19 protein-coding genes and 1 pseudogene are annotated in these 21,591 nt (G+C 65.4%); 14 read left to right on the top strand and 6 right to left on the bottom strand.

All coding sequences use genetic code 11. The features are described from left to right. Window positions 1-31: 31 nt before the first annotated feature. A complete protein-coding gene (locus QXZ94_RS28920; protein ID WP_409998569.1) occupies window positions 32-529 on the top strand; it encodes a hypothetical protein in 498 nt (165 codons plus the stop codon). A 3-nt stretch (window positions 530-532) separates the two neighbouring features. Here QXZ94_RS28920 and QXZ94_RS28915 read toward each other — a convergent pair whose 3' ends face one another. After that, window positions 533-2,326, bottom strand: a complete 1,794-nt coding sequence (locus QXZ94_RS28915) for a potassium/proton antiporter (protein ID WP_315724153.1) — start codon at window positions 2,324-2,326, stop codon at window positions 533-535. Window positions 2,327-2,535: 209 nt separating this feature from the next. Here QXZ94_RS28915 and QXZ94_RS28910 point away from each other — a divergent pair, with 209 nt between their 5' ends. The 4 genes from QXZ94_RS28910 (at window position 2,536) to QXZ94_RS28895 (ending at window position 8,131) form a co-directional block, all read left to right on the top strand. Then, a complete protein-coding gene (locus QXZ94_RS28910) occupies window positions 2,536-3,852 on the top strand; it encodes a mechanosensitive ion channel family protein (protein ID WP_315724151.1) in 1,317 nt (438 codons plus the stop codon). 264 nt (window positions 3,853-4,116) lie between these two features. After that, complete coding sequence (locus QXZ94_RS28905) at window positions 4,117-5,871, top strand: hypothetical protein (RefSeq protein ID WP_315724149.1); 1,755 nt, start codon at window positions 4,117-4,119, stop codon at window positions 5,869-5,871. Window positions 5,872-5,989: 118 nt separating this feature from the next. Continuing rightward, window positions 5,990-6,247 (top strand): hypothetical protein, encoded by a 258-nt coding sequence (locus tag QXZ94_RS28900; RefSeq protein ID WP_172111689.1) that lies wholly within the window; start codon window positions 5,990-5,992, stop codon window positions 6,245-6,247. Between the two features lie 57 nt (window positions 6,248-6,304). Further along, window positions 6,305-8,131, top strand: coding sequence for a S8 family serine peptidase (locus QXZ94_RS28895; protein WP_315724146.1), 1,827 nt, complete (start codon window positions 6,305-6,307; stop codon window positions 8,129-8,131). 129 nt (window positions 8,132-8,260) lie between these two features. Here QXZ94_RS28895 and QXZ94_RS28890 read toward each other — a convergent pair whose 3' ends face one another. Then, the gene (locus QXZ94_RS28890) at window positions 8,261-8,983 is read right to left on the bottom strand and encodes a response regulator transcription factor (protein WP_315724144.1); all 723 of its coding nucleotides are present in this window, start codon (window positions 8,981-8,983) and stop codon (window positions 8,261-8,263) included. A 428-nt stretch (window positions 8,984-9,411) separates the two neighbouring features. Between QXZ94_RS28890 and map the strand changes: the two genes are divergently transcribed. After that, window positions 9,412-10,236, top strand: a complete 825-nt coding sequence (gene map, locus QXZ94_RS28885; protein WP_172111692.1) for a type I methionyl aminopeptidase — start codon at window positions 9,412-9,414, stop codon at window positions 10,234-10,236. A gap of 166 nt (window positions 10,237-10,402) precedes the next feature. Here the strand turns inward: map and QXZ94_RS28880 are convergent, their stop codons facing one another. Continuing rightward, a complete protein-coding gene (locus QXZ94_RS28880) occupies window positions 10,403-11,482 on the bottom strand; it encodes a DUF3616 domain-containing protein (RefSeq protein WP_315724142.1) in 1,080 nt (359 codons plus the stop codon). Between the two features lie 180 nt (window positions 11,483-11,662). Here QXZ94_RS28880 and QXZ94_RS28875 point away from each other — a divergent pair, with 180 nt between their 5' ends. Next, complete coding sequence (locus tag QXZ94_RS28875) at window positions 11,663-12,466, top strand: intradiol ring-cleavage dioxygenase (protein ID WP_315724140.1); 804 nt, start codon at window positions 11,663-11,665, stop codon at window positions 12,464-12,466. Here QXZ94_RS28875 and QXZ94_RS28870 read toward each other — a convergent pair whose 3' ends face one another. Both QXZ94_RS28870 and mddA read right to left on the bottom strand, forming a co-directional pair. Then, entirely contained in the window at window positions 12,467-13,657 is a 1,191-nt protein-coding gene (locus QXZ94_RS28870; RefSeq protein WP_315724138.1) for an MFS transporter, read from the bottom strand. It abuts the gene before it with no gap. Window positions 13,658-13,821: 164 nt separating this feature from the next. Next, window positions 13,822-14,595 carry a methanethiol S-methyltransferase gene (gene mddA / locus QXZ94_RS28865; RefSeq protein WP_315724136.1) on the bottom strand — a complete coding sequence of 258 codons (774 nt, stop codon included), beginning with the start codon at window positions 14,593-14,595 and terminating at the stop codon, window positions 13,822-13,824. Between the two features lie 97 nt (window positions 14,596-14,692). On the opposite strand from mddA, the gene QXZ94_RS28860 reads away from it, so the two are divergent. The 7 genes and pseudogenes from QXZ94_RS28860 to QXZ94_RS28830 form a co-directional block, all read left to right on the top strand. Then, a complete protein-coding gene (locus QXZ94_RS28860) occupies window positions 14,693-16,243 on the top strand; it encodes an alpha/beta fold hydrolase (protein ID WP_315724134.1) in 1,551 nt (516 codons plus the stop codon). 61 nt (window positions 16,244-16,304) lie between these two features. Beyond that, window positions 16,305-16,844, top strand: a complete 540-nt coding sequence (locus QXZ94_RS28855) for an MAPEG family protein (RefSeq protein WP_315724132.1) — start codon at window positions 16,305-16,307, stop codon at window positions 16,842-16,844. A gap of 70 nt (window positions 16,845-16,914) precedes the next feature. Further along, window positions 16,915-17,517, top strand: coding sequence for a RadC family protein (locus tag QXZ94_RS28850; RefSeq protein WP_315724130.1), 603 nt, complete (start codon window positions 16,915-16,917; stop codon window positions 17,515-17,517). Window positions 17,518-17,670: 153 nt separating this feature from the next. Continuing rightward, a complete protein-coding gene (locus QXZ94_RS28845; protein WP_315724128.1) occupies window positions 17,671-18,912 on the top strand; it encodes a tyrosine-type recombinase/integrase in 1,242 nt (413 codons plus the stop codon). Window positions 18,913-19,469: 557 nt separating this feature from the next. Next, on the top strand, window positions 19,470-19,955 hold the full coding sequence (locus QXZ94_RS28840; protein WP_315724126.1) for a hypothetical protein: 486 nt from the start codon (window positions 19,470-19,472) through the stop codon (window positions 19,953-19,955). 53 nt (window positions 19,956-20,008) lie between these two features. Beyond that, entirely contained in the window at window positions 20,009-20,203 is a 195-nt protein-coding gene (locus QXZ94_RS28835) for a hypothetical protein (RefSeq protein ID WP_315724124.1), read from the top strand. Between the two features lie 7 nt (window positions 20,204-20,210). Next, window positions 20,211-20,570, top strand: a pseudogene (locus QXZ94_RS28830) (transposase); the annotation flags it as partial. A gap of 296 nt (window positions 20,571-20,866) precedes the next feature. Here the strand turns inward: QXZ94_RS28830 and QXZ94_RS28825 are convergent. Then, a complete protein-coding gene (locus QXZ94_RS28825; RefSeq protein ID WP_315724122.1) occupies window positions 20,867-21,589 on the bottom strand; it encodes a hypothetical protein in 723 nt (240 codons plus the stop codon). Window positions 21,590-21,591 lie beyond the last annotated feature (2 nt).

Genomic DNA, 21,591 nt, shown 5'->3' with positions numbered 1-21,591 from the left:
TTGCGAGTCCGTCATGATCCCGCGTCGTCCCATGGCAACTGCCCTCCTCCTCGGCCTGGTCACCAGCAGCGCTGCCCGCGCCGCCGAACCAAGCGGCTGCGACAAGTTCAAATGGGACATCACCCGCGAGCGCGCCGCGCTCACCGCGACTGACCGCCAGAAGCTCGACTCGGGCGCAGACCTTGCCGGATTGCCTGCCCAAGGCATTTCGCTGTCCCTGCGTCCGTTCCCCGATGCCAAGCTGCCGGCCGCGCCGGAACGCGCGCCGAAGGAAGGCAGCTTCGCCGGCTTTATACGGACGAGGACCGCCCCCAAGGCGGGCATCTACACGGTGAGCCTGTCGGCCGCAGCCTGGATCGATGTCGTGCAGGACGGCAAGGTCCTCAGGCCGATCGCGTTCAGCGGTGCCACCGATTGCGACGGCATCCGGAAGACGGTCAAATACGATCTTGGCGCGCAGCCTGTCGCGCTGCAGATCAGCGGTGCGCCGGAAGCTGCGATCTCGGTCGCGATCCTGCCGACGGAGTGAGACTCACACCCCCACCACCGACGACCAGACATCGGCGAGCTTGCGCCGCACCTGCTCCTTGCGCGTCAGCACCGGCTGTTCGTCCTCATCCTCGGGCAGGCGCAGGCCGACGACATTGACGCGGCCGCCGGAGATCGAGCGGGCCACCAGCACGATGGTGTCGAGCGCGACGGTGGCGCCTTCCTTCGGCGCGTTGTCGAGGTGGATGTCGAAATAGTCCGCCAGCGTCAGCTTGTCCTCGCCCTCGCCGAGCTTGACGCCGTAGATGCCGGCGACCTCGTCGAGCGTGTGCTCGGCCGAGACCATGAAGTCGCCGAGCAGATGCGGGTCGGGCGCGGCGGACGGCGGCATGTCGACGAAGAAGCGGTCGAGCGACTCGGCCTTCTCCGGCGGCGCGAGCAGATAGAGATAGTCCCCCGGCGCGATCGGCTCGGCCTCGCCGGGCGACAGGATCTGCTCGTTGCGGATCACCAGCGTCGGCTTGGACCAGGACGGGATCAAGCCGCGGCGATAATACAGGCTCTTGGAGCGGATCGCATAGCCGACCAGCTGCTGTTCGAGCTGACCGGGAAGATCGAGCTCGATGCGGCGCGGGCCGCGATCGGTGCGCGGCAGCGCGACATGCAGCTTGCGCGCGGCGACGCCAAGCGTCCAGCCCTGCGCCAGCAGCGAGATGATCACGACGACGAAGGCGACGTCGAAATACAGATAGGCGTTGGACAGGCCGACCAGCATCGGAATCGAGGCGAGGAAGATCGCGACCGCGCCGCGCAGGCCGGTCCAGGCGATGAACGCCTTTTCCCGCCAGTTGAAGCGAAACGGGCGGAGGCAGAGGAACACCGCCACGGGGCGTGCGACCAGCATCAGCACCAGCGCCACGGCTATCGCAGGCAGCAGGCTGTCGAGCAGCCGCTGCGGTGACACCAGCAATCCGAGCAGCACGAACATCACGATCTGGGCGAGCCAGGTGGCGGCATCGAGGAAGGTAACGACCGAATTGTGCGCCCGCGTCGGCCGGTTCCCGACGATGAGGCCGGCGAGATAGACGGCGAGGAAGCCGGAGCCATGGGCAATCTGCGCCATGCCGAAGATGACCAGCGCCGCCGTGGTCACGAACGGCGCGTGCAGGCCCTGGGGCAGCGCGACCTTGTTGAGGCCGATCACGACCAAACGGCCGCCGACGATGCCGAACAGCGTGCCGAGCACGGCCTCGCGCACCAGCTCGAACACGAAATGCCCGATGCTGCCGTGACCGACGGAGATCAGCTCGACCAGCATCAGGGTGAGGAACACCGCGAACGGATCGTTGCTGCCGGACTCCGCCTCCAGCGTGGCGCCGACGCGCGGCCGCAGGCGCAGTCCCTGCGCATGCACCAGCAGGAACACCGCCGCCGCATCGGTCGAGGCGATGACGGCGCCGACCAGCATCGCCTCGGTCCAGCCGAGGTCGAGCGCATATTTCGCCACCGGCGCGGTGATGAACGCGGTCATCAGCACGCCGACGGTCGCGAGCACCATCGAGGGCGCCAGCACGGTGCGGATGCTCTGGAAGCGCGTGCGCAGGCCGCCGTCGAACAGAATCAGCGCCAAGGCGACCGATCCCACCAGATAAGTGGTACGGACGTCCTGAAATTCGATATGACCAGGACCGGAATCGCCTGCCAGCATGCCGATGACCAGGAACACCAGCAGCAGCGGCGCACCGAAGCGCAGCGCCAGCAGGCTGGACAGGATCCCGGCCATGACCAGGACCGCGCCAAGGAGGATGGCAATGCTGACGGCGTCGAGGGATGTCATGAAAAAACGTTGATGGATCCGACTTTTACATCCTTATCGTCGCCACACTTGCACGCCAACCGGATTTGCTCATATCGCGGCGATATGCCCATTTTTCCATCCTTGCCCGTGTTCGGGGTATATTTCGCGGCAATCGCCTGTAACGAAAACGAACTAAATCCCGCCGATCTGGCCGACCCGCGCCGCTGTTCCTCGCCGAGACCCCGCTGATGGACCTCGATCTCAAAGACGTTCTCGAATTCCTGCAGACCGTTGCCCGCTCGATCGGCGCCGAGGTCACCTCGCCCTGGTTCTATCTGCAGCTCGGCCTGGTGCTGAGCGGCGCCGGCATCGCCTTTGCGGCGAGCGCCGCGGTGCGCGCGCGCATCGACGTGACGTCGCTGGCAATGGGCTGGCCGGGTCCGCTGCGACAGCTGCTGCGGGTGCTGCTGGAGAGCGTCACCACCGTGGTGTTCGTCATCCTGATGCGAATCGCGCGCACCGGCATGGTGCTGTGGACCTGGCCGAGCCGAAGCTACCTGCTCGCCGTCGCGCTCAAGCTCGCGCTGGCTTGGCTCGTCATCCGCCTGATCACCTCGGTGATCCGCAGCACCTTCATCGTACAGATCGTGTCGATCTCCGCCTGGCTGGTCGCGGCGCTCAGCATCATCGGCCAGCTCGACAACGTCGTCGACGCGCTCGATTCCTTCTCGGTCGTGCTCGGCGGCCTCAGGCTGACGCCGCTGCTGGTGATCAAGCTGGGCGTGCTGCTGCTCAGCGTGCTGTGGCTGACCAACATCGCCAGCAATTTCGTCGAGAGCCGGATCACGCGCTCGACCGACCTGACGCCGTCGATCCAGGTGCTGCTGATCAAGATGGTCCGCATGGGCCTGATGATCTTCGGCATCGCCATTGCAATCAGCGCGGTCGGCATCAATTTGTCGGCGCTCGCGATCTTCTCCGGCGCCGCCGGCGTCGGCATCGGTTTGGGCCTGCAGCGCATCGTCGCCAATTTCGTCGCCGGCATCATCCTGCTGGCCGACAAGTCGGTGAAGCCGGGCGACCTCGTCACCATCGGCGACAGCTCGGGGCGCATCAGCGCGATGAACACGCGCTACATCTCCGTTGCTGCCGGTGACGGCCGCGAGTTCCTGATCCCGAACGAGGATCTCGTCACGCAGAAGGTGACGAACTGGACCTACACCGACAAGAACACGCTGGTGAAAGTGAACTTCGGCACCAATTACGACGCCGATCCGCGCCTCGTCTGCAAGCTCGCGATCGAGATCGCCAACGAGACGCCGCGCACGCTGAAGTCCAAGTCGCCGAGCTGCCTGCTCACCGAATTCACCGAGGCCGGCATGAAGTTCTCGCTGACATGCTGGATCGCCGATCCCAGCTACATGGACAGCGTCAAGAGCGAAGTGATGCTGTCGCTATGGGACGCCTTCAAGCGCGAAGGCATTCGCGTGCCCTATCCGGTGCGCGAGCTGCGCGTGCGCGGCGGCGCGCTGCCGGTGGAGACGACGGTCGAAGTGCCGACCTGATCCAAACGCCATGCGTCGCATCGACGCATGCATCGGCAAATATGAAGTAGTTCATAGTTCACGCGAGAGTGAAGGTGCACAGCGCCTTCACTCCATGTGCACGGTATCGACGTGATGGCCCTGTGCCTCCGCGTGTACCACATGGTCCATTCACCCCCTGTCCTGCCCTTTCTATCGTCGGCGTGCTCAGCGATCCCGTCGTTGTCGCGCGGCGGATCGCGATCGCAAGCAATTTGAATCGATCTGCGACCGAGGAGGAAGACCATGGACGGACAACAAGTGAACGGTGCACTCCAGTCGACGGTGCCTTACGGCCTGCTTGCTGCCCAGCAGCTGGCACCGCAGGGTTTCGTCGGCAATCTGCTCGGCCAATATGGCGCGCCGCTGGGCGGCATGATCGGCGGAGCCTTCGGCAATCAGGGCCTCGGCAACACCATCGGCGGTGTCGCCGGCCAGCTTGCGCAGCGCTTCCTGCCGTTCGAGGCCGCGCCGCAATTCGCGCCGCAGGGCTTCTTCGGCAACCTGCTCGGCCAGGTCGGCGCGCCGATCGGCGGCGCCATCGGTCAGGCGTTCGGCCACCAGGGCCTCGGCAACACCATCGGCGGCGTCGCCGGACAGCTCGCGCAGCGCTTCCTGCCGTTCGAGGCCGCGCCGCAGTTCGCGCCGCAGGGCTTCTTCGGCAACCTGCTCGGCCAGGTCGGCGCACCGATCGGCGGCGCCATCGGTCAGGCGTTCGGCCACCAGGGCCTCGGCAATCAGATCGGCGGCGTCGCCGGACAGCTCGCCCAGCGCTTCCTGCCGTTCGAGGCCGCGCCGCAGTTCGCGCCGCAGGGCTTCTTCGGCAACCTGCTCGGCCAGGTCGGGGCGCCGATCGGCGGCGCCATCGGTGGCGCGTTCGGCCATCAGGGCCTCGGCAATCAGATCGGCGGCGTCGCCGGCCAGCTCGCCCAGCGCTTCCTGCCGTTCGAGGCCGCGCCGCAATTCGCGCCGCAGGGCTTCTTCGGCAACCTGCTCGGCCAGGTCGGGGCTCCGCTCGGTGGCGCCATCGGTCAGGCCTTCGGCAACCAGGGCCTCGGCAACACCATCGGCGGCGTCGCCGGACAGCTCGCCCAGCGCTTCCTGCCGTTCGAGGCTGCGCCGGAGTTCGCCCCGCAGGGCTTCTTCGGCAACCTGCTCGGCCAGGTCGGGGCTCCGCTCGGTGGCGCCATCGGCGGCGCGTTCGGTCATCGGGGCCTCGGCAATACCGTCGGCGGCGTCGCCGGCCAGCTCGCCCAGCGCTTCCTGCCGTTCGAGGCCGCGCCGCAATTCGCCCCGCAGGGCTTCTTCGGCAACCTGCTCGGCCAGGTCGGGGCTCCGCTCGGCGGCGCCATCGGCGGTGCGTTCGGCCATCAAGGCCTCGGCAATCAGATCGGCGGCGTCGCCGGACAGCTTGCCCAGCGCTTCCTGCCGTTCGAAGCCGCACCGGAATTCGCCCCGCAGGGCTTCTTCGGCAACCTGCTCGGCCAGGTCGGGGCTCCGCTCGGCGGCGCCATCGGCGGTGCGTTCGGCCATCAGGGCCTCGGCAATCAGATCGGCGGCGTCGCCGGACAGCTTGCCCAGCGCTTCCTGCCGTTCGAAGCCGCGCCGCAGTTCGTCCCGCAGGGCTATCTCGGCAACCTGCTCGGCCAGACCGGTTCACCGTACGGTGGCGCCATCACCAACTGCTTCGGCAATCGGAGTTTCGGCCCCACCCTCGGCGGCGTCATGAGCCAGCCCGGCCAGAGCGTGCTGCCGTTCGAAGCGGCCCCTGAGTTCGCCCCGCAGGGAGTCCTCGGCGGCTTCCTCGGCAGCACGCTCGGCGGCCTCGGCGGCGGCTTCGTCGGCAAGGCGCTCGGCAACCGCAACCTCGGCCGGACCATTGGCAGCACCGCGGGCGGCATCCTCGGATCGATCCTGCCGTTCGACGCCAGCCCGCAGCTGGTTCAGAACGGCTGGGCCAACGTCCCGATCTATCCCTACCAGGGCGTGACCTATCACTGAGCCCATATCGACCGGCGCAAGGCTGCACTCAGACGTTGCAAGTGTCCCGTTGCAAGTGTCCCCCGGGCGGCTCGATAGTCGTCCGGGGGAAACACGGAAGACAGTGAGGACGACCATCATGACGGACAATTTTGCCACGAACGGATCCAGCGACGAGTTCATCGTCGCCGGACGCAGCGCATCCGACACATCCCAGCTGACCGCGTTCGAGGACGCGCTGAAAGGCATCAGCGGCGCCTCGGTCGTTTCGAGAGGCGGCCGTCCCGACCAGCCGCACCTCGTCGTGAACCTGCCGTTGCAAGACGCCGAACAACTCAAATCCCGCTTCGGCACGGCGCTGATCATCGAGCGGAACGCCAAGCTCAGTCCGTTCTGACCGGTCAACGCCATGCGCCGATCCACCAAGCGACAGAGATCCAAGGAGAGAGACGCTATGGCCGACAACAATGCGAGCGACAATTCCGCGGGCCAGGGTAAGGGCTCGAACGGCCGCGGCAATGCGGCGCCGAACAGGACCGACGCGGCTGCGCCGACGGTGGAGCCCACGGTGAAGGCGAGACGGTCCCGCTTCCTGGTCGCGGCGCGCCCGCTTCCGGGCGTGCAGCCGATGGCCGTCGATGCGATCGCGACGACCCTCAACAACATGCCGGATGTCCAGATCATCAAGCAGGTCAAGCCGAGCGGCTTCGGCGCGTTCTCGGCCGGAGGCGGCGGTGGCGGCATGCCGGAGATCGTCGTGGCGGAGATGGATCCGGCGCGCGGCGCGGCGCTGCGGGCCAGCGCGCCGCCCAACGTCATCGTCGAGCACGATGCGCTGCTACGTCACGCCGATGATCTGTCGATGGCCTTCAACAATGCCATGACGATGTCGCCAGGCATCGGCATCGACGTGCGGCTGCGCGTCGTCGGCACCAGCGGACAGCCGCTGCCGAAGGCGACGGTCTACGTCTATGGGCTCGGCTTCCCCGGCCAGGGCGTGACCGATGACAGGGGCGAAGTCACGGTGACCGTGTTCGGCGGGCCGCTGGAGACGATCCAGGCGATCTACGTCAAGCCTTCCGCGAACTACTGGGACCGCATGTTCGAGCGCCCGGCGCTGTCCGACGGCATCAACACGCTGCAGCTGCAGCCGTTCAGCGCGACCTTCCAGGGCTTCCCCGGATCGCCCTATGTCGGCTGGGGTCAGCAGTTGATGAAGCTCGATCAGCTCGATCCGTCGCTGACTGGACAGGGCGTCAAGGTCGCGATCATCGACTCCGGCTGCGACAGCGGCCATCCGCAGCTGACCCACGTCACGCGCGGCATGGACTTCACCAACAACAAGGACGGCGCGAGCTGGGCCAGGGATACAATGTCGCACGGCACGCATTGTGCCGGCATCATCACCGCGGCGACCTCAGGCCAATTGAAGGCCGTGCGCGGCTTTGCGCCGATGGCGGAAGTACACGCCCTGAAGGTGTTCCCGGGCGGCCGCTTCAGCGACCTGATCGATGCGCTCGACCAGTGCATCGCCAGCGGCATCGACGTCGTCAACATGAGCCTCGGCAGCAGCGAGGCGTCCGAGCTGGTCGCGCACAAGCTGATCGAAGCGCGGCAGAACGGCGTCGCCTGCATCGTCGCGGCCGGCAATGCCAGCGGCCCGGTGCAGTTCCCGGGCAACCAGCCGTCCGTTCTCACGGTGTCGGCGATCGGCAAGCTCGGCGAGTTTCCCGACGACAGCTATCACGCCCGCACGGTCGTGCCCAACATGGTCGCCGGCGCGATGTTCTCGCCGCGCTTCACCTGCTTCGGCCCGCAGATCGGCGTCGCGGGTCCGGGCGTTGCCATCGTCTCGACCGTGCCCGGCGGCGGCTATGCGGCCTGGGACGGCACCTCGATGGCGACGCCGCACATCACCGGCATGGGTGCGCTGCTGCTCGCCCATCATCCGGTGTTCCGCGACGCCGCGAAGGCCCGCAACGAGCAGCGCGTCTCGCAGCTGTTCTCGCTGCTCGCCAGCGCCGGCGTGCGCTATCTCGGCGACCCGACGCGCGAGGGCGTCGGCGTGCCGGATCTGCAGCGCGTCGCCGGGCTCGGCACCGCGGCACAGAGCGGCAACATGGCGACCGCCTCGGCGGCGCCTCCGCTCGGCGGCACCATGAGCTTCGGCGTGCCGTACCAGGGATCGCCGTTCGCCAACGCCTATCTGCAGCCGGCCCAGATGATCCATCCGGCGCTGCTGCAGAGCTTCCTGCAGATGCGCAACGCAGGACTGGTCTGACGAGCGCGGCCACCGCAAGCAGGACTCCGCCGGCGGCAACGCCGGCGGATGTCGTTTCGATGCTTGTTCGGACCAGGCAAGACGCAGCAGGCCGTCGGCCCGGCGGAGACCGGGAACGACGCTCCGGCTTCAGCGCTGGTGATGCGCCCGCAGACGGTGAGCGGCCTGGTTGCGCCGGCGCACGTTGAGCTTCTCGAGGATGTTGTGCACGTGGTTCTTGACCGTGCCGACCTCGATCCTGAGATTGCGCGCGATCTCCTTGTTGGACAAGCCGACCTCGATCATCTGCAGGATCTCGCATTCGCGCGGCGTCAGCTCGCCGAGCCGCGACTTCACCGCGGGCGTGGGCTGAGGGCGGTTGGGTTGCTCCTCCGGCTCGGCCACGATCGAGATCTGCTCGCTGGCAACCTGCTCGGTGCGGCCCGAGGTCAGCCGGTCGACCTGCGCGATGACATCATCGATCGAGCCGTCGCGCGGCACGCAGCCGGCGATGCCGCGGCCGATCGCAGACAGCGCGGGCGCTGCGATCTCCGGAACGCCGATGGCGAGGATCTCCAGATCGGGCTGCTGACGCAGCAGCGTGGTGGCCCGGTCGAGACTGTGCCATTCGCCGATGTCGAGCAGCACCAGATCCGGGCGACTCGACCCGACCAGGCTGAGGGCGCCGCGGTGATCGACCGTGTCGATCACGTCGAGGCGGTCGTTCTGTCCCAGCCTTGCGCCGAGCGCCTCGCGAAAGAAGCGTGTTTCACTGACGATGAGAATGCGGGTCTTGCCCGCGACCACTTCGGCCATGTCGGCCGCAAGGGAGGGAACCGGCAGAATGTCGAGCTCGACGGCACGTCGCGACATTGGAAACTCCCAATTGCAAAATGGCTGCAGCGGTCCTGCAGGCGCTCAAAACGCGCCCTCGCAGAGACTGGGTGGATTGCAGATGAAATGATGCTGGGAATTGAACAACCTTTGGGCGAAATCTGCCCCACAATCATGACGAGAACGTGGTCGGGACTGCTGGGCGCTTCGTCGCAGATCTCCCGCAAAAACCGGTATGATGCTGCCATGCCTGTACATCTGCGCGGTCTCCTCACCAACCAACCATGGACTTGCAAATGCACCTACAGGGTGTGTCGCAACACAACCTCGAAACGTTCGCAGATTCCTGGCGGAACTGACGTGCCGAGACCATGATGGACCGCACATTCAGAGCCGGCTTGCACCGGCCGTCGCGATCATTAAATTAGGCGATCACCCCACGACATGTTCGAGAACGAAACAGGCCCATGAGCTATATCGAAGCGACCGACACTGCTGCGCGCAAGAACGGCCAGATCAAGCTGCACGGCGCGAGCGGCTTTGCCGGCATGCGCAAGGCCGGCGCGCTGGTGTCGAAGTGCCTCGATGCACTGACCGACATCGTCAAGCCGGGCGTGCCGACCTCGCGAATCGACGATGTCGTGCGCGACTTCGCCTTCAGCCACGGCGCCTATCCGGCGACGCTGATGTATCGCGGCTATCGCTACTCGACCTGCACGTCGATCAACCATGTCGTCTGCCACGGCATGCCGAACGACCGGCCGCTGAAGGAAGGCGACATCATCAATGTCGACGTGACCTTCATCGTCGACGGCTGGTACGGCGATTCCAGCCGCATGTATGCGATCGGCCCAATCTCGCGGAAGGCCGAGCGGCTGATCGAGGTCACCTACGAATCGATGATGCGCGGCATCGCCGCGGTGAAGCCCGGCGCCACCACCGGTGACATCGGCCACGCCATCCAGAGCTTCGTCGAGCCGCAGGGCATGAGCGTGGTGCGCGATTTCTGCGGCCATGGGCTTGGACGGCTGTTCCACGACGAGCCGAACATCATCCATGTCGGTCGCCCCGGCGAGGGCGTGCTGCTCAAGCCCGGCATGTTCTTCACGATCGAGCCGATGATCAATCTCGGCAAGCCGCATGTGAAGATCCTGTCCGACGGCTGGACCGCCGTGACGCGCGACCGCTCGCTGTCGGCGCAGTTCGAGCATTCGGTCGGCGTCACCAATGACGGCGTCGAGATCTTCACGCTGTCGGAGCGCCATGGCGAGAAGCCGCTGACGCAGGTGTGAGTTCGCAGGGACGCGTGAACGCGCCGAGGTCGGCGCGTCACTTCGATCCTAGAGCATGATCCGGAAAAGTGGAAACCGGTTTTCCGAAAAGATCATGTTCAAACCAAGAGACAAGATCATGATGCGTTTCCGCCGAAACGCATCTTCATCTTGACCGTTGCGCATCTCAGTTTCGCTTGGCCTTCGGCAGATCGACGGCGCCGCGATGCGGAGCACCGTTGGGCAGCGAATCAAACAGAACGACGAACGTGATGCGGTCAGCGCTGGCCTCGAGCACGCCAAGCGCCTCGGCCTTGCCGACGACCCGCTTCCCGTCGATCGTTTGCTCGACGGCCGCGAGCGTGCCCAATTCCTCCGACGCGCCGCTCCCAGGCTGGACGACGAACAGCTTGAACGGGACCTCCGGTCCGTGCGGCGCGCCGGCGAGCACCAGCAGCCGGCCGTCGGGCAGCGCCGCCAGATCGCGCACGCCACGTCCGTCGAGCTTGACCGGCAGCGCCTCAGGCTTCGCGGCACTCCGCTCATGCCCCGCTGCGAACAGGTCGGAGACCGTCGCCGGCACGAGATAGGCGTTATCGCCGATCACCGGCGCGCGCAGGCCGAACCACAGCCGGTCGCCTTGTGCGGCGATGCCCTCGATGTTCAGTCCCTTCTCGGATTCGAGATCCTTGCCGAAGAACTCACTGACCGGCGCCGCGCGCCGCAGCAGATCGGACACCCGGTAGGTCGTCTCCGCTTCGCCCGATGCCGCCGGATCGGAATTCACGCGCGCGAGGATGAAGGACGACAGCCGGAACTTGTCCTTCTTGCGCGAGCAGCCGTGCGAGCCGATCACGTAGAAATAAGGCTCCGCATAGGCCACGCCCTCACCGTCGAGATCATCGAAATCATCCTTTTCCTTGCAGGTCGCCTCCGGCGCAGCCCCGAGTGTCTTCGGGTTCGGCTCCTTGCCGATCAGCCCGACGAGGGCGCCCACCGCGATCCCGTCGTTGTCGAGGGCGGCGCGCTGCGCCGTCCGGTTCTCGTCGTTGATCACAAGGCAGCTGCGCTTGCCCTGCTGCGGCGCCAGGCAGGCGATGCCGCTGAGATCCTCGGCCGTCTTGTCGGATCCCTTCTTGAAGGTGCCGGACACCTCGAGCTTGGTGAGCGGAATGGTGCCGGGCTGCGCGGCGAGCAAGGCCGGGCCGCCGTCGACGGCCATCAATGCGACGAGGGTCGCAACGAGGGTCAAACATGCCAATCGCATCTGTTGCCTCCCTTGAATGAGCGCGTGCTGAAAACAACTGACGATTGCACAGCCGCCGGAGCGCCGCAACGGCCAGCCGCTCAGCGCGGGTTCCGGCAGAGGCGCTGCGCGTCGGAGCGGTCCGATTGTTGCCATGCACCGATGGTTCGATGGCCGCATCGACATCAATCGGAGGCGCTCTTGGCGAACCCAACCCGCCGCGGCTTCCTCGGCCTCGTCTCCACGGGTGCCGCGCTGCTCGCTCCGTCCGCACGTGCGGCATCGGAGTCCGTCCCGCCTTCGGCGGGCGCAGACGACGCCTGCATCCTGACGCCGCAATCCGAATCCGGTCCTTACTATCTCGACCCCGGACTGGTGCGCGCCGACATCGCCGAGGGCCGACCCGGCGTTCCGCTGGCGCTGCGACTGCGCGTGATCGAGGCCGGCGCCTGCACGCCGATCGCTGGCGCACGGGTCGACATTTGGCACTGCGACGCGCGCGGCGTCTATTCGGGGTTTTCCGGCCAGAGCGACACGCACAAGGTCGACCAGACCGGCAAGACGTTCCTGCGCGGCACGCAGATGGCCGACACCTCAGGCTGGGCCGGCTTCAGGACGATCTATCCCGGCTGGTATGCCGGACGCGCCACCCATGTTCATTTCAGGGTGTTCGTCGACGACGCAACGGTGCTGACCGGGCAGACCTTCTTCCCGGAGGCCTTGAACGAGTTCATCTACACCAACGTGCCCGACTACACGGGACGGCCGAAGCAGCGGCTCGTCATCAACGCCAATGACCGCGTCGCCACCGAGGCCGATCCCGATCACCGCGCGCATTGCGCTGTCAAGGAAGAGCGCGACCACTATCTCGCGACCTTGACCCTGGCGGTGAGCCGCAAGCCGGCCACGCCGGTCGAGATGCCCACCGGCAGGCTGCCGCCGGTGCCGTGGATCAAGGACCGGCTCGCCGCACTGGTGCCCGGGCTGAAGCGCAGCCCGTTCTGATCAGTCCTGTTCGGTGAACAGATAAGCGAGCGCGGCCAGCGGCAGCGCCGTGCCGAGCGCGGCCGCGAGCGTCCAGCCGCCATGCGCATAGGCGAAGGCGCCGATGCCCGAGCCGGCGGCGCCGGCCACGAAGAACGTCGTCATGTAGAGCCCGTTGAGCCGGCTGCGCTGGCCGGCGCCGAGCACGAACAGCACGCGATAGCCGAGGATGAGGCTGAGCTGCGCGCCGCAATCGATCGCGATGGCGGCCACGACCAGCATCGCCAACGACCAGCTGGTCCCGAGCGGCGCCAGCAGTGTCGCCGCGAAGCCGATGGCACATAGCAGCATCGCCGCGACCGTGGCGGGCTTCGTCCAGCCGCGGTCGGCGATGCGGCCGGCCACCGGCGCCATGATCGCGCCGGCGACGCCCGCCAGCGCGAACAGGGCGATTCCGGTCTGCGACATTCGGAAATCAGTGCCTGCCAGCAGCAGCGGCACGGTGGTCCAGAACACGCTGAAGCAGCCGAACAGCGCGGCCTGGTACAACGCGCGACGGCGCAGGGCCGGCGTCTCGCGATAGAGCTGCACCATGGAGCCGAGCAGCTGCCCATAGCTCAGCCGCGCCTCCGGCTCGCGCGGCGGCAGCGCGACGCGGAGCACGATGGCGAGGGTCACCATGGCCGCGGCCGATGCGGCATAGATCACGTGCCAGGAAGCATGCGCGGCGACGAAGCTCGCGACCGGCCGCGCCAGCATGATGCCGAGCATCAGGCCGGTGGTGACGTTGCCGACGGTGCGGCCGCGGATCGCCTCCGGCGCCATGTGCCCGGCATAGGGGATCAGGATCTGCACCGCGACCGAGCCGAAGCCGATCAGCAGCGCCGAGAGCAGGAAGGTGGGCGGGCTCGTTGCCAGCGACGCGCAGGCCAGCGCGGCGGCGCCGACGATGATGGTGGCAATGACGAGCTTGCGGTTCTCGATGAGATCGCCGAGCGGGACGACCAGGAGCAGGCCGGCGCCGTAGCCGATCTGGCTCATGGTCACCAGCAGCCCGGCGAGCTGCGGACGCAGGCCGAGATCGGCGCTGATCGGCCCGATCAGCGGCTGCGCATAATAGATGTTGGCGACGATCAACCCGCAGGAGAAGGCGAGCAGCAGCGTGATCCAGGCCGACAGCGTGTCGCCGGAATCGGACGTGATGGTGGTCAACGGAAACGTCTCCGGGCGGGAATACCAAGTCAGTGAGGCAATGCGTCGATGCTGTCGAGCGATGATTTTGCATCGCAGCATTCAAGCCTGACATAGGTATCGCGTCCGTCCCGCCAATTCACGTCTGCGTGGGCGCCGCGTCGGGCAGACCGGCGCGACAGCGATCACGGCCGGGCTTCCGTCTCCTGCTCCGGGATGTCGCGACCGCCGATCAGGCGGGGCAGCAGCATCGGAACCCGCCGGCGGTAGCGTCGATAGGTGTCGCCGAATGCCGCGACCAGATCGCGCTCCTCGAGCTGCAGTCCGACCAGGATATAGGCCGTGTTGAGCGCCGCGAACATGAGATGTCCGACGCTCATCTCGGGCGTGGCCCAGAAGGCGAGCAGGAAACCGAGCATCAGCGGATGGCGGACGAGACGATAGAGCAGCGGCGTCTTGAACGGCTGCGCCGGCGCCTCCGTCGCGCGCAGCGCAAAGGCGGCCTGCTTCAGCCCGAACAGATCGAAATGGTCGATCAGATAGGTCGAGGTGAGCACGATCAGCCAGCCCAGCCAGTGGATCGAGGTCAGCACGCTCGCGCCGAGTCCTTCGATCCGCCAGATCGGCATCGGAATCGGCCGCCACTGCCAGAACAGCAGCAGCAGGATCAGGCTCGACAACAGCACATAGGTGCTGCGCTCGGCCGCCTTCGGGATGAAGCGCGTCAACCATCGCTTGAACGCCGGGCGCGCCATGACGCTGTGCTGGAGCGCAAACAGCGCGAGCAGCAGCACATCGACGAGGACGGCCTCCGTCACGGAACCGGATCCGCCCGCGTCGATCGACTTGGAGGTGAGAGAGTTGATATTGCCGACGAAACCGACCGCCCAGACGAACGACCCAAGAAAGACGGCGTAGCTCGTAATGGCGTAGAGCATGATGAGGAGGCGTGCGAACATGACTGTTTCCCGGTTGTGCCGCGATCAGCCTGACCGCTAGCAGCGGACCGTCCCCCGAGCGTCCCCTGGGACGCGGTCATTGCAGGTCGCATCCACGATGGTTCAGTTCAGCGTCCGCACCTTCGGCTTCCCCGAGATCCGCCGGGACGGTGAGGCGTGCCCGCTGCCGCTGCGCAAGGGCGTCGCGCTGCTGGTCTATCTGGCCGAAGCCAAGGGCGCGGTCGCGCGCGAATTCGTCGCGACGATGCTCTGGCCCGACAGCCCCGACGAAGTCGCGCGGGCGCGGCTGCGCCGCCTGCTGCACCGGATTCAGCTCACGCTCGGCGATGGCTGTCTCACGGTCGACCGCACCACGATCCGCTGGTCCGGAGCGGTCGGGCTGGAGGTGGATTCGAAGCTGTTCGAAGCGGCCTGCGATCGCGGCGAATTTGCGCTGGCGTGCCGGCTCTATTCAGGTGATTTCCTCGACGGCTTCTCGCCGGGAGACTGCCCGCCATTCGACGAATGGGCATTCTTCCGGCGCGAGGCCCTGCGCGGCCGTGCGGTGCAAGCGCTGGAGCGCGTGGTGCAGGACGCGAGCGCGGCCGGCGACCACGCCACGGCCGCGGCCCATGCCCACCGCCTCGTCGCGCTCGATCCGCTCAGCGAGGTCTATGGCCGCGCCCTGATCCGCAGCCTGATGCTTTCGGGCGACCGCGCCTCAGCCGAGCGCCAGCTCGAGGCGTTGACGCAGCGTCTGCACGAGGAGCTCGGCGTGGCGCCCGAAGCGGAGACGCTGGCGCTGCTGCGGCAGGGCACGACGGCGCAGGGCGAGCGCCCGCCGCCGACCCGCTATGCCGGCGGCGGCGGCATTCATCTGGCGTATCAGACCTACGGCACCGGCCGACCCGACATTCTGCTGCTGCCCGGCTTCGTCTCCCATGTCGAACGGATCTGGGAGGAGCCGCGCTGCCGGGCGCTGCTGTCGGCGCTCGCGGCGATGGGACGCCTGATCCTGTTCGATCGCCGCGGCGTCGGACTCTCGGACAGGGTCGGCTTCAGTCCGAGCGTGGAGGCCACCGCGCGGGACATCGCGACCGTGCTCGACGCCGCCGGCAGCCGGCGCGCGGTGCTGCTCGGCGCCTCCGAAGGCGGACCGGCCTGCATCTCGTTCGCGGCCGATCATCCCGAGCGCGTCGCCGGGTTGATCCTGTTCGCCTCGCTGGCCAAGGGCAGCGCCGCGTCCGACTATCCATATGCGCTGCAGGCGAGCCAATACGGCCTATGGCTGCAGCAGCTGATCGCCGAATGGGGCGGCCCGGCCGGGATCGAGACGTTCGCGCCGAGCCTGGCCGGCGATCCCCAGGCCCGCGCCTGGTGGGCAGGGCTGCTGCGGGCCGCATCGAGCCCCGGCGCGATCAAGGGGCTGCTCCACGCCCTCAGGGACACGGATGTCCGGCATCTGCTCGGACGGGTGTCCGCGCCGACCCTGGTGCTGCACCGTCGCGGTGACCGCGCGGTGCTGGTCGGGGCCGGCCGGCACCTCGCCAGCCACATTCCGCAGGCGCAATTCGTCGACCTCGACGGCGCCGATCACTGGATGTTCGCGGGAGATCAGCAGCCGGTGCTGACCCGCATCGCCGCCTTCGTGGCCGGCCTTCCGGTGTAGGCACCATGGCGGGATCGCACGGATCGATGTAGTCCGGTGCAGGCAGGAGGATCCGATCGTCATGGCAGAGGACGCAGCATTCCATCGCGAGCAGCGCCAGGTGGCGACCGGCATGGCCGCGGCCGCGCTGATCGCCGTCGCCGCCATCGGCATCGCGCTGTGGCAGGGTAGCGGCCCGGCGCAGCCCCTGGCCGCGCGGCTGGCCACGGCGCTGCGGCTCGATCTGTTCGTGATCGTCTGGCTGCTCGCCGCGATCGGCAACGTCGCGCGCCTGCGCTTCTTCTCGGTCCAGGACATCGCCGGCAGCGCCACGACCGTCGCCAGCGAGGCCGTGCGGCGTGGCAATGCGATCCTGCAGAATACCCTGGAGCAGGCCGTGCTCGCGGTCGCGGTGCATCTCGGGCTGGCGGCGACGCTGCCGTATCCGGACCTCCTGCTGGTGGCGCTCGTGATCCTGTTCGGCCTCGGACGACTGTTGTTCTGGCTCGGCTATGCCCGGGGCGCCGCAGGCCGCGCCTTCGGCTTTGCGCTCACCTTCTATCCGACCGCCTTCTCGCTGATCCTCGGCATCGTCCTGGTGCTGACCGGGCGCGCGGCCTGACGCATTTGCCGAGCGTGCAACGCGAACACTTCGAGGTTGCAAAAACGCTGCATCACGGCATGCTGGCCCGATGCCGGAGAAAGACCTTCCCCCCACCGACAATTCGGCCGAGACGCCGCATTATCACGGCCATCGCCAGCGGCTGCGCGAGCGCTTCCACAGCGCCGGCCCCGACGCGCTGAGCGACTACGAGCTCCTGGAGATGGTGCTGTTTCCGGCGCTGCCGCGGCGCGACGTCAAGCCGCTGGCCAAGGCATTGCTCAAGACGTTCGGATCGTTCGCGGAGGTCATTCACGCGCCGGAGCCGCGGCTGCGCGAGATCGACGGCGTCGGCGACGCCTCGGTCACGCAGCTCAAGCTGATCGCGGCGGCCGCGCACCGCATTGCCAAGGGCGAGGTGCGGCAGAAGCACGCGCTGGCGTCATGGCAGGACGTCATCACCTATTGCCGCACCAGCATGGCGTTCGCCGACAAGGAGCAGTTCAGGCTGCTGTTTCTCGACAAGCGCAACCAGCTGATCGCCGACGAGGTGCAGCAGACCGGCACCGTCGACCACACGCCTGTCTATCCGCGCGAGGTGATCAAGCGCGCGCTGGAATTGTCGGCCACCGCGATCATCCTGGTGCACAACCATCCCACCACTTGGCTTTCAATCACGCTCAATCACACATAAGCACATAGATTCACGTCAGTTTTTCTGCTTGCGTACAGGTGGCGGCTCTGGGAAAGTGGGGGCGGTTGAGGGGCTGGCGGAGGGCTTTCAGCTCCCGGTTGCCGACCCCAGTTTCTCCGCTCCCGATCCCAGTTGCGAATATGAGCAATCGCTATGCCGAGCCTTACCGACGCCGCGATTCGACAAGCACTGAAGCGAGTAGAGCTGAGCCGGAGGCAGGAAAACTTCGCTGACGGCGAAGGGCGTGGTACCGGACGGCTCGTGCTTGTTCTAAAGCCAATGCCAAAGCGGGTCACTGCAGACTGGATGGCGCAGCAGTGGCGCGACGGAAAGCGGACCAAGAAAAAACTCGGCGCCTATCCCTCAATGTCGCTTGCGCAGGCACGGGAAATCTTCAAGCGCGACTTTGCAGAGGTGATCCAGAAGGGCCGTAGCATTAAGCTTGCGACTGATGCTCGGCCCGGGACGGTCGCTGACCTATTCGAAGGCTACGTTGCCTCGCTCAAGGCCGCAGGAAAGCCGTCCTGGAAAGAGACGCAAAAGGGACTCAACAAGCTCGCCGATACGATCGGGCGAGGCCGCCTCGCTCGCGAGATCGAACCCGAAGAACTCGTCGAGTTGATCCGCCCGATCTATGAGCGCGGTGCCCGCTCAATGGCGGATCACGTTCGCTGCTACATTCATGCAGCCTATAGCTGGGGGATGAAATCCGACAACGATTACCGCAACACATCCCCTCGGCGGTTTCGTATCCCCTATAACCCCGCGTCGAGCATTCCGACCGAACCAAAGGTCCAGGGCACGCGCTGGCTCAATGAAGTCGAGTTCGTACAACTCTATCGCTGGCTGGAATGCCCCGATTCGCCGGTTCATCCCTCCTATCCTCGCGCCGTTCAACTCATCATGCTCACAGGCCAGCGCGTTGAAGAGATCGCCCGACTGCATATCGATCAGTGGGATGCAGTTGAAAAAATCATCGATTGGTCCAAAACCAAGAATCTGCAACCGCATGCCGTCCCGGTGCCATCGATCGCCGCCGAACTGATCGAGACGGTCAAGCCGAATAGCTACGGCTGGTTCTTTCCCTCCGCAAAGGACCCATCAAAGCCCGTGAGCCACGGCACGCTCTACAGTTTCGTTTGGCGCCAAAGGGACCGCGGGGTTATCCCCTATGCGACGAACCGTGATCTCCGGCGCACCTTCAAAACGCTAGCAGGCAAAGCTGGCGTTTCCAAAGAGATCAGAGATCGCCTGCAAAATCATGCGCTGCAGGATGTCAGCTCCAAGAACTACGACCGCTGGCACTACATGCCTGAGAAGCGCGCCGGAATGGCGAAGTGGGACCAGTTCGTGCGTGCAATGCTTGCAGAAAAACGTCTCCAGGCGGCTCCATGAGCACCTGGGGTTCTCAGTTAACTTGCCGACGTCGCTCGGCAGATTAGTCGGGGCGAGTGATTTGTTTAGCCGCTGCAGAGGTCAAGCGAACGCCGGGCTGACCTCCGTTCATGAACTCGATCCCGGCGGCTTCCAAAGCACGCCGTATTGCCGTGGCGGTCACACCATGTGCACGCAAAGGTCCGCGCTGGCTCTCCAAACGTTTAATGGTTGGAAGAGAGACGCCTGAAGCTTCGGCCAGATGTCGCTGTTCCCATCGTACGAGGGCCCGAGCCGCCCGAACGAGTTCACTGGTCAGCTCCACCAATTCGATACCTTTATCATCATTTGATGCCTCAGGTATTGACATCGTCCCCGGACCGTAGTACCTCAGCGCTCATGTTAGGGACCAAGATCCACAAGCCACCGAAACTGGCCTGCGGATAGCTTGGGTACGACCAGTCGCTCCGCCGCCTCGGAACAACGAGGGTGGCCGCGAGAATCGTCGTCACCCCAAATGTCGCTTGAGCAGCCATACTTCACTGGTGGCGCAACGCGCAAGCATGCGGAAGAAACAGATGACTGAAATCCGCGCCGATAACGAACCGCCGACACACTATGCTGAAAATGGAACGTCCGACTCTCTTGGAGCAACGGCGCCTTACGACTCTGACGCGGCCCTCATTGCCCTCGGGCAACAGTTTAGCGCAATCTCTAAAGAATTGCTGACGCTTGAGCGGTTGCACCGCGATCAGGCGGCAACTCAGCACTCAAGGCAATATTTGAGCGGCGAGAATGCCTGCGACGAGATTGCGGTAAGCCAGGTTGAAACGATTCTTGACCGTCTAGACTCAATCGAGCGGGCGATCATGCAGACACAGGCGTGCACCATTGCCGGATTGGGCGTGAAGGCGCGGCATGCGGCTTATGTGACGTCCCAGTACTGGGAGGCTCCAGTTGAAAAAATTGATTGGGATGCAAGGACGGTCCGCCTACTAATCGAAGCAGTCTGCAGCGTTGCCCGCACGCCCCTGCCATTTCGAACCTCGAGCGACGAAGAATAGTCGCACCCTACATTAGTTTGATGTGCAAGGCGCCAGCAGCAGAAGAGGGCCAATTGAGCATTGTTCCAATCATGGCAGCGATTCTTAAGGAGGAATTGCGAGAGCACGGCATCCTCAAGCTGACCCATCTCGACTGCGAGCTTATGATCCACAGCATGATTGAGCGCATAGCTGAACTTGAGGAGACGTCAAGCGCTGGCAACGTGAACAACAGTCACGAGACAGAACGCAAGGGACCTTCACTGTGATGTCTTGGAAGTCGTGGAAACGCTGGAAGGAGTCTGCAAGGAAGTGGGATTCCCGGCAACCATCCGGGTCGATCAAGACACCGAGTTCGTGTCGCGAGATCTCGACATCTGGGCCTAGCAACGCGGCGTCACGCTGGACTTCTCACGGCCCGGCAAGCCCACCGACAACGCGTTCATCGAGGCGTTCAACGGACGCTTCCGGGAGGAGTGTCTCAACGCCCACTGGTTCCTTGGCCTTGCCGACGCCCTGGAAAAGGTAGAGAATTGGGGCAAGTACTATAACGAAGAACGTCTCCATGGCGCGATCGGCAACCAGCCGCCGATTTTGCTGCAAAGCCACGCTGGCGCAACCAGCCCGCCAATGTGAAACAGGCGCAAAACTCTAGTTATGGTTGGTCCAAAGTTCGGTCTCAGTGCAACCCCGCTCGGGCTCTAAACGCTGCTGGATGACACTTCAGCGGCAGGTCACGGCCGCTCTCGGAAAGTCAGCTTGCCGAGTAGCAATTCAAATCGGCGAGCGGCTCGGGATGGCTATAGCTGCCGCTCGAAATATTTGCTCGTCGGTGTGTCAGCATCGCCGTGATGTGAGGCGAGATTTCGCCATGAGCGGAGTTTGAACTCGCTCTCCAAAGCTGACGCTCGACGCGTAGAGCCTCGGAACAACTATGATGGTCTGACAATGATGTGGTCACTCCGCAAGTGACCGTAGTCCCGAAGTGCGCGGATGAGCCTGATTACGTCCGACAAGTCGTCGAGGGTCGCGTGCTCTTGGACGAACTTAACGAGATCTCGCTTCCCTTGCTCAGTGAAGTCTCGATGGGTTCGATCTAAGATGGTGGTCCGACGGTGAACTGCGGTGGGGAATTCGCCCTCGAACAGATCCAGAAAGGTAGGATCGATTAGATCCTCCATCTCCCAATCCAGGTCTTTGTACGGTTCGTTGTCGCGTTCGAAGCGCTGCTGGACGGCCCGGCGATCAGCGCCGCCCCTCAGGGACATCACCGGGCGAAGCAGGAAGACCTCAGAGTACTTCTTGATGGTCGCGTCGTATGAGGAGATGGCCGCGATCGCTCTCTTTCCCGCTACGTCGTTGTCATAAAGTCCTAGGAAGCGATACCTCAGCTTTCCGCTTTGGTCCGGATCGGCCGCGGCTACTTGACGAAGGGTTGGAAGCCGCCGGTTTATCCCTTCCACTCCCCCTTCATTTCCAAGGCCCGCGGGCATTACCGCGAGGTCAGTTCCGAGTAGTTCCACGCCGCGCGCCGACCGATAAAGTCTCGCCGCGTGTGTAATGAGGGAGACGTCGTGTGTTCCCTCGACCAGTATATTCACCTTCGCGATCGCCCAACCTAGGCGCGCAGCAAAGTCCTCCACCAATCCTGGCATGG

Origin of the sequence: Bradyrhizobium sp. SZCCHNS2022, assembly GCF_032377575.1 — a bacterium.
Lineage (GTDB): Bacteria > Pseudomonadota > Alphaproteobacteria > Rhizobiales > Xanthobacteraceae > Bradyrhizobium > Bradyrhizobium aeschynomenes.
This window is presented reverse-complemented; position numbering and strand designations above follow the sequence as displayed.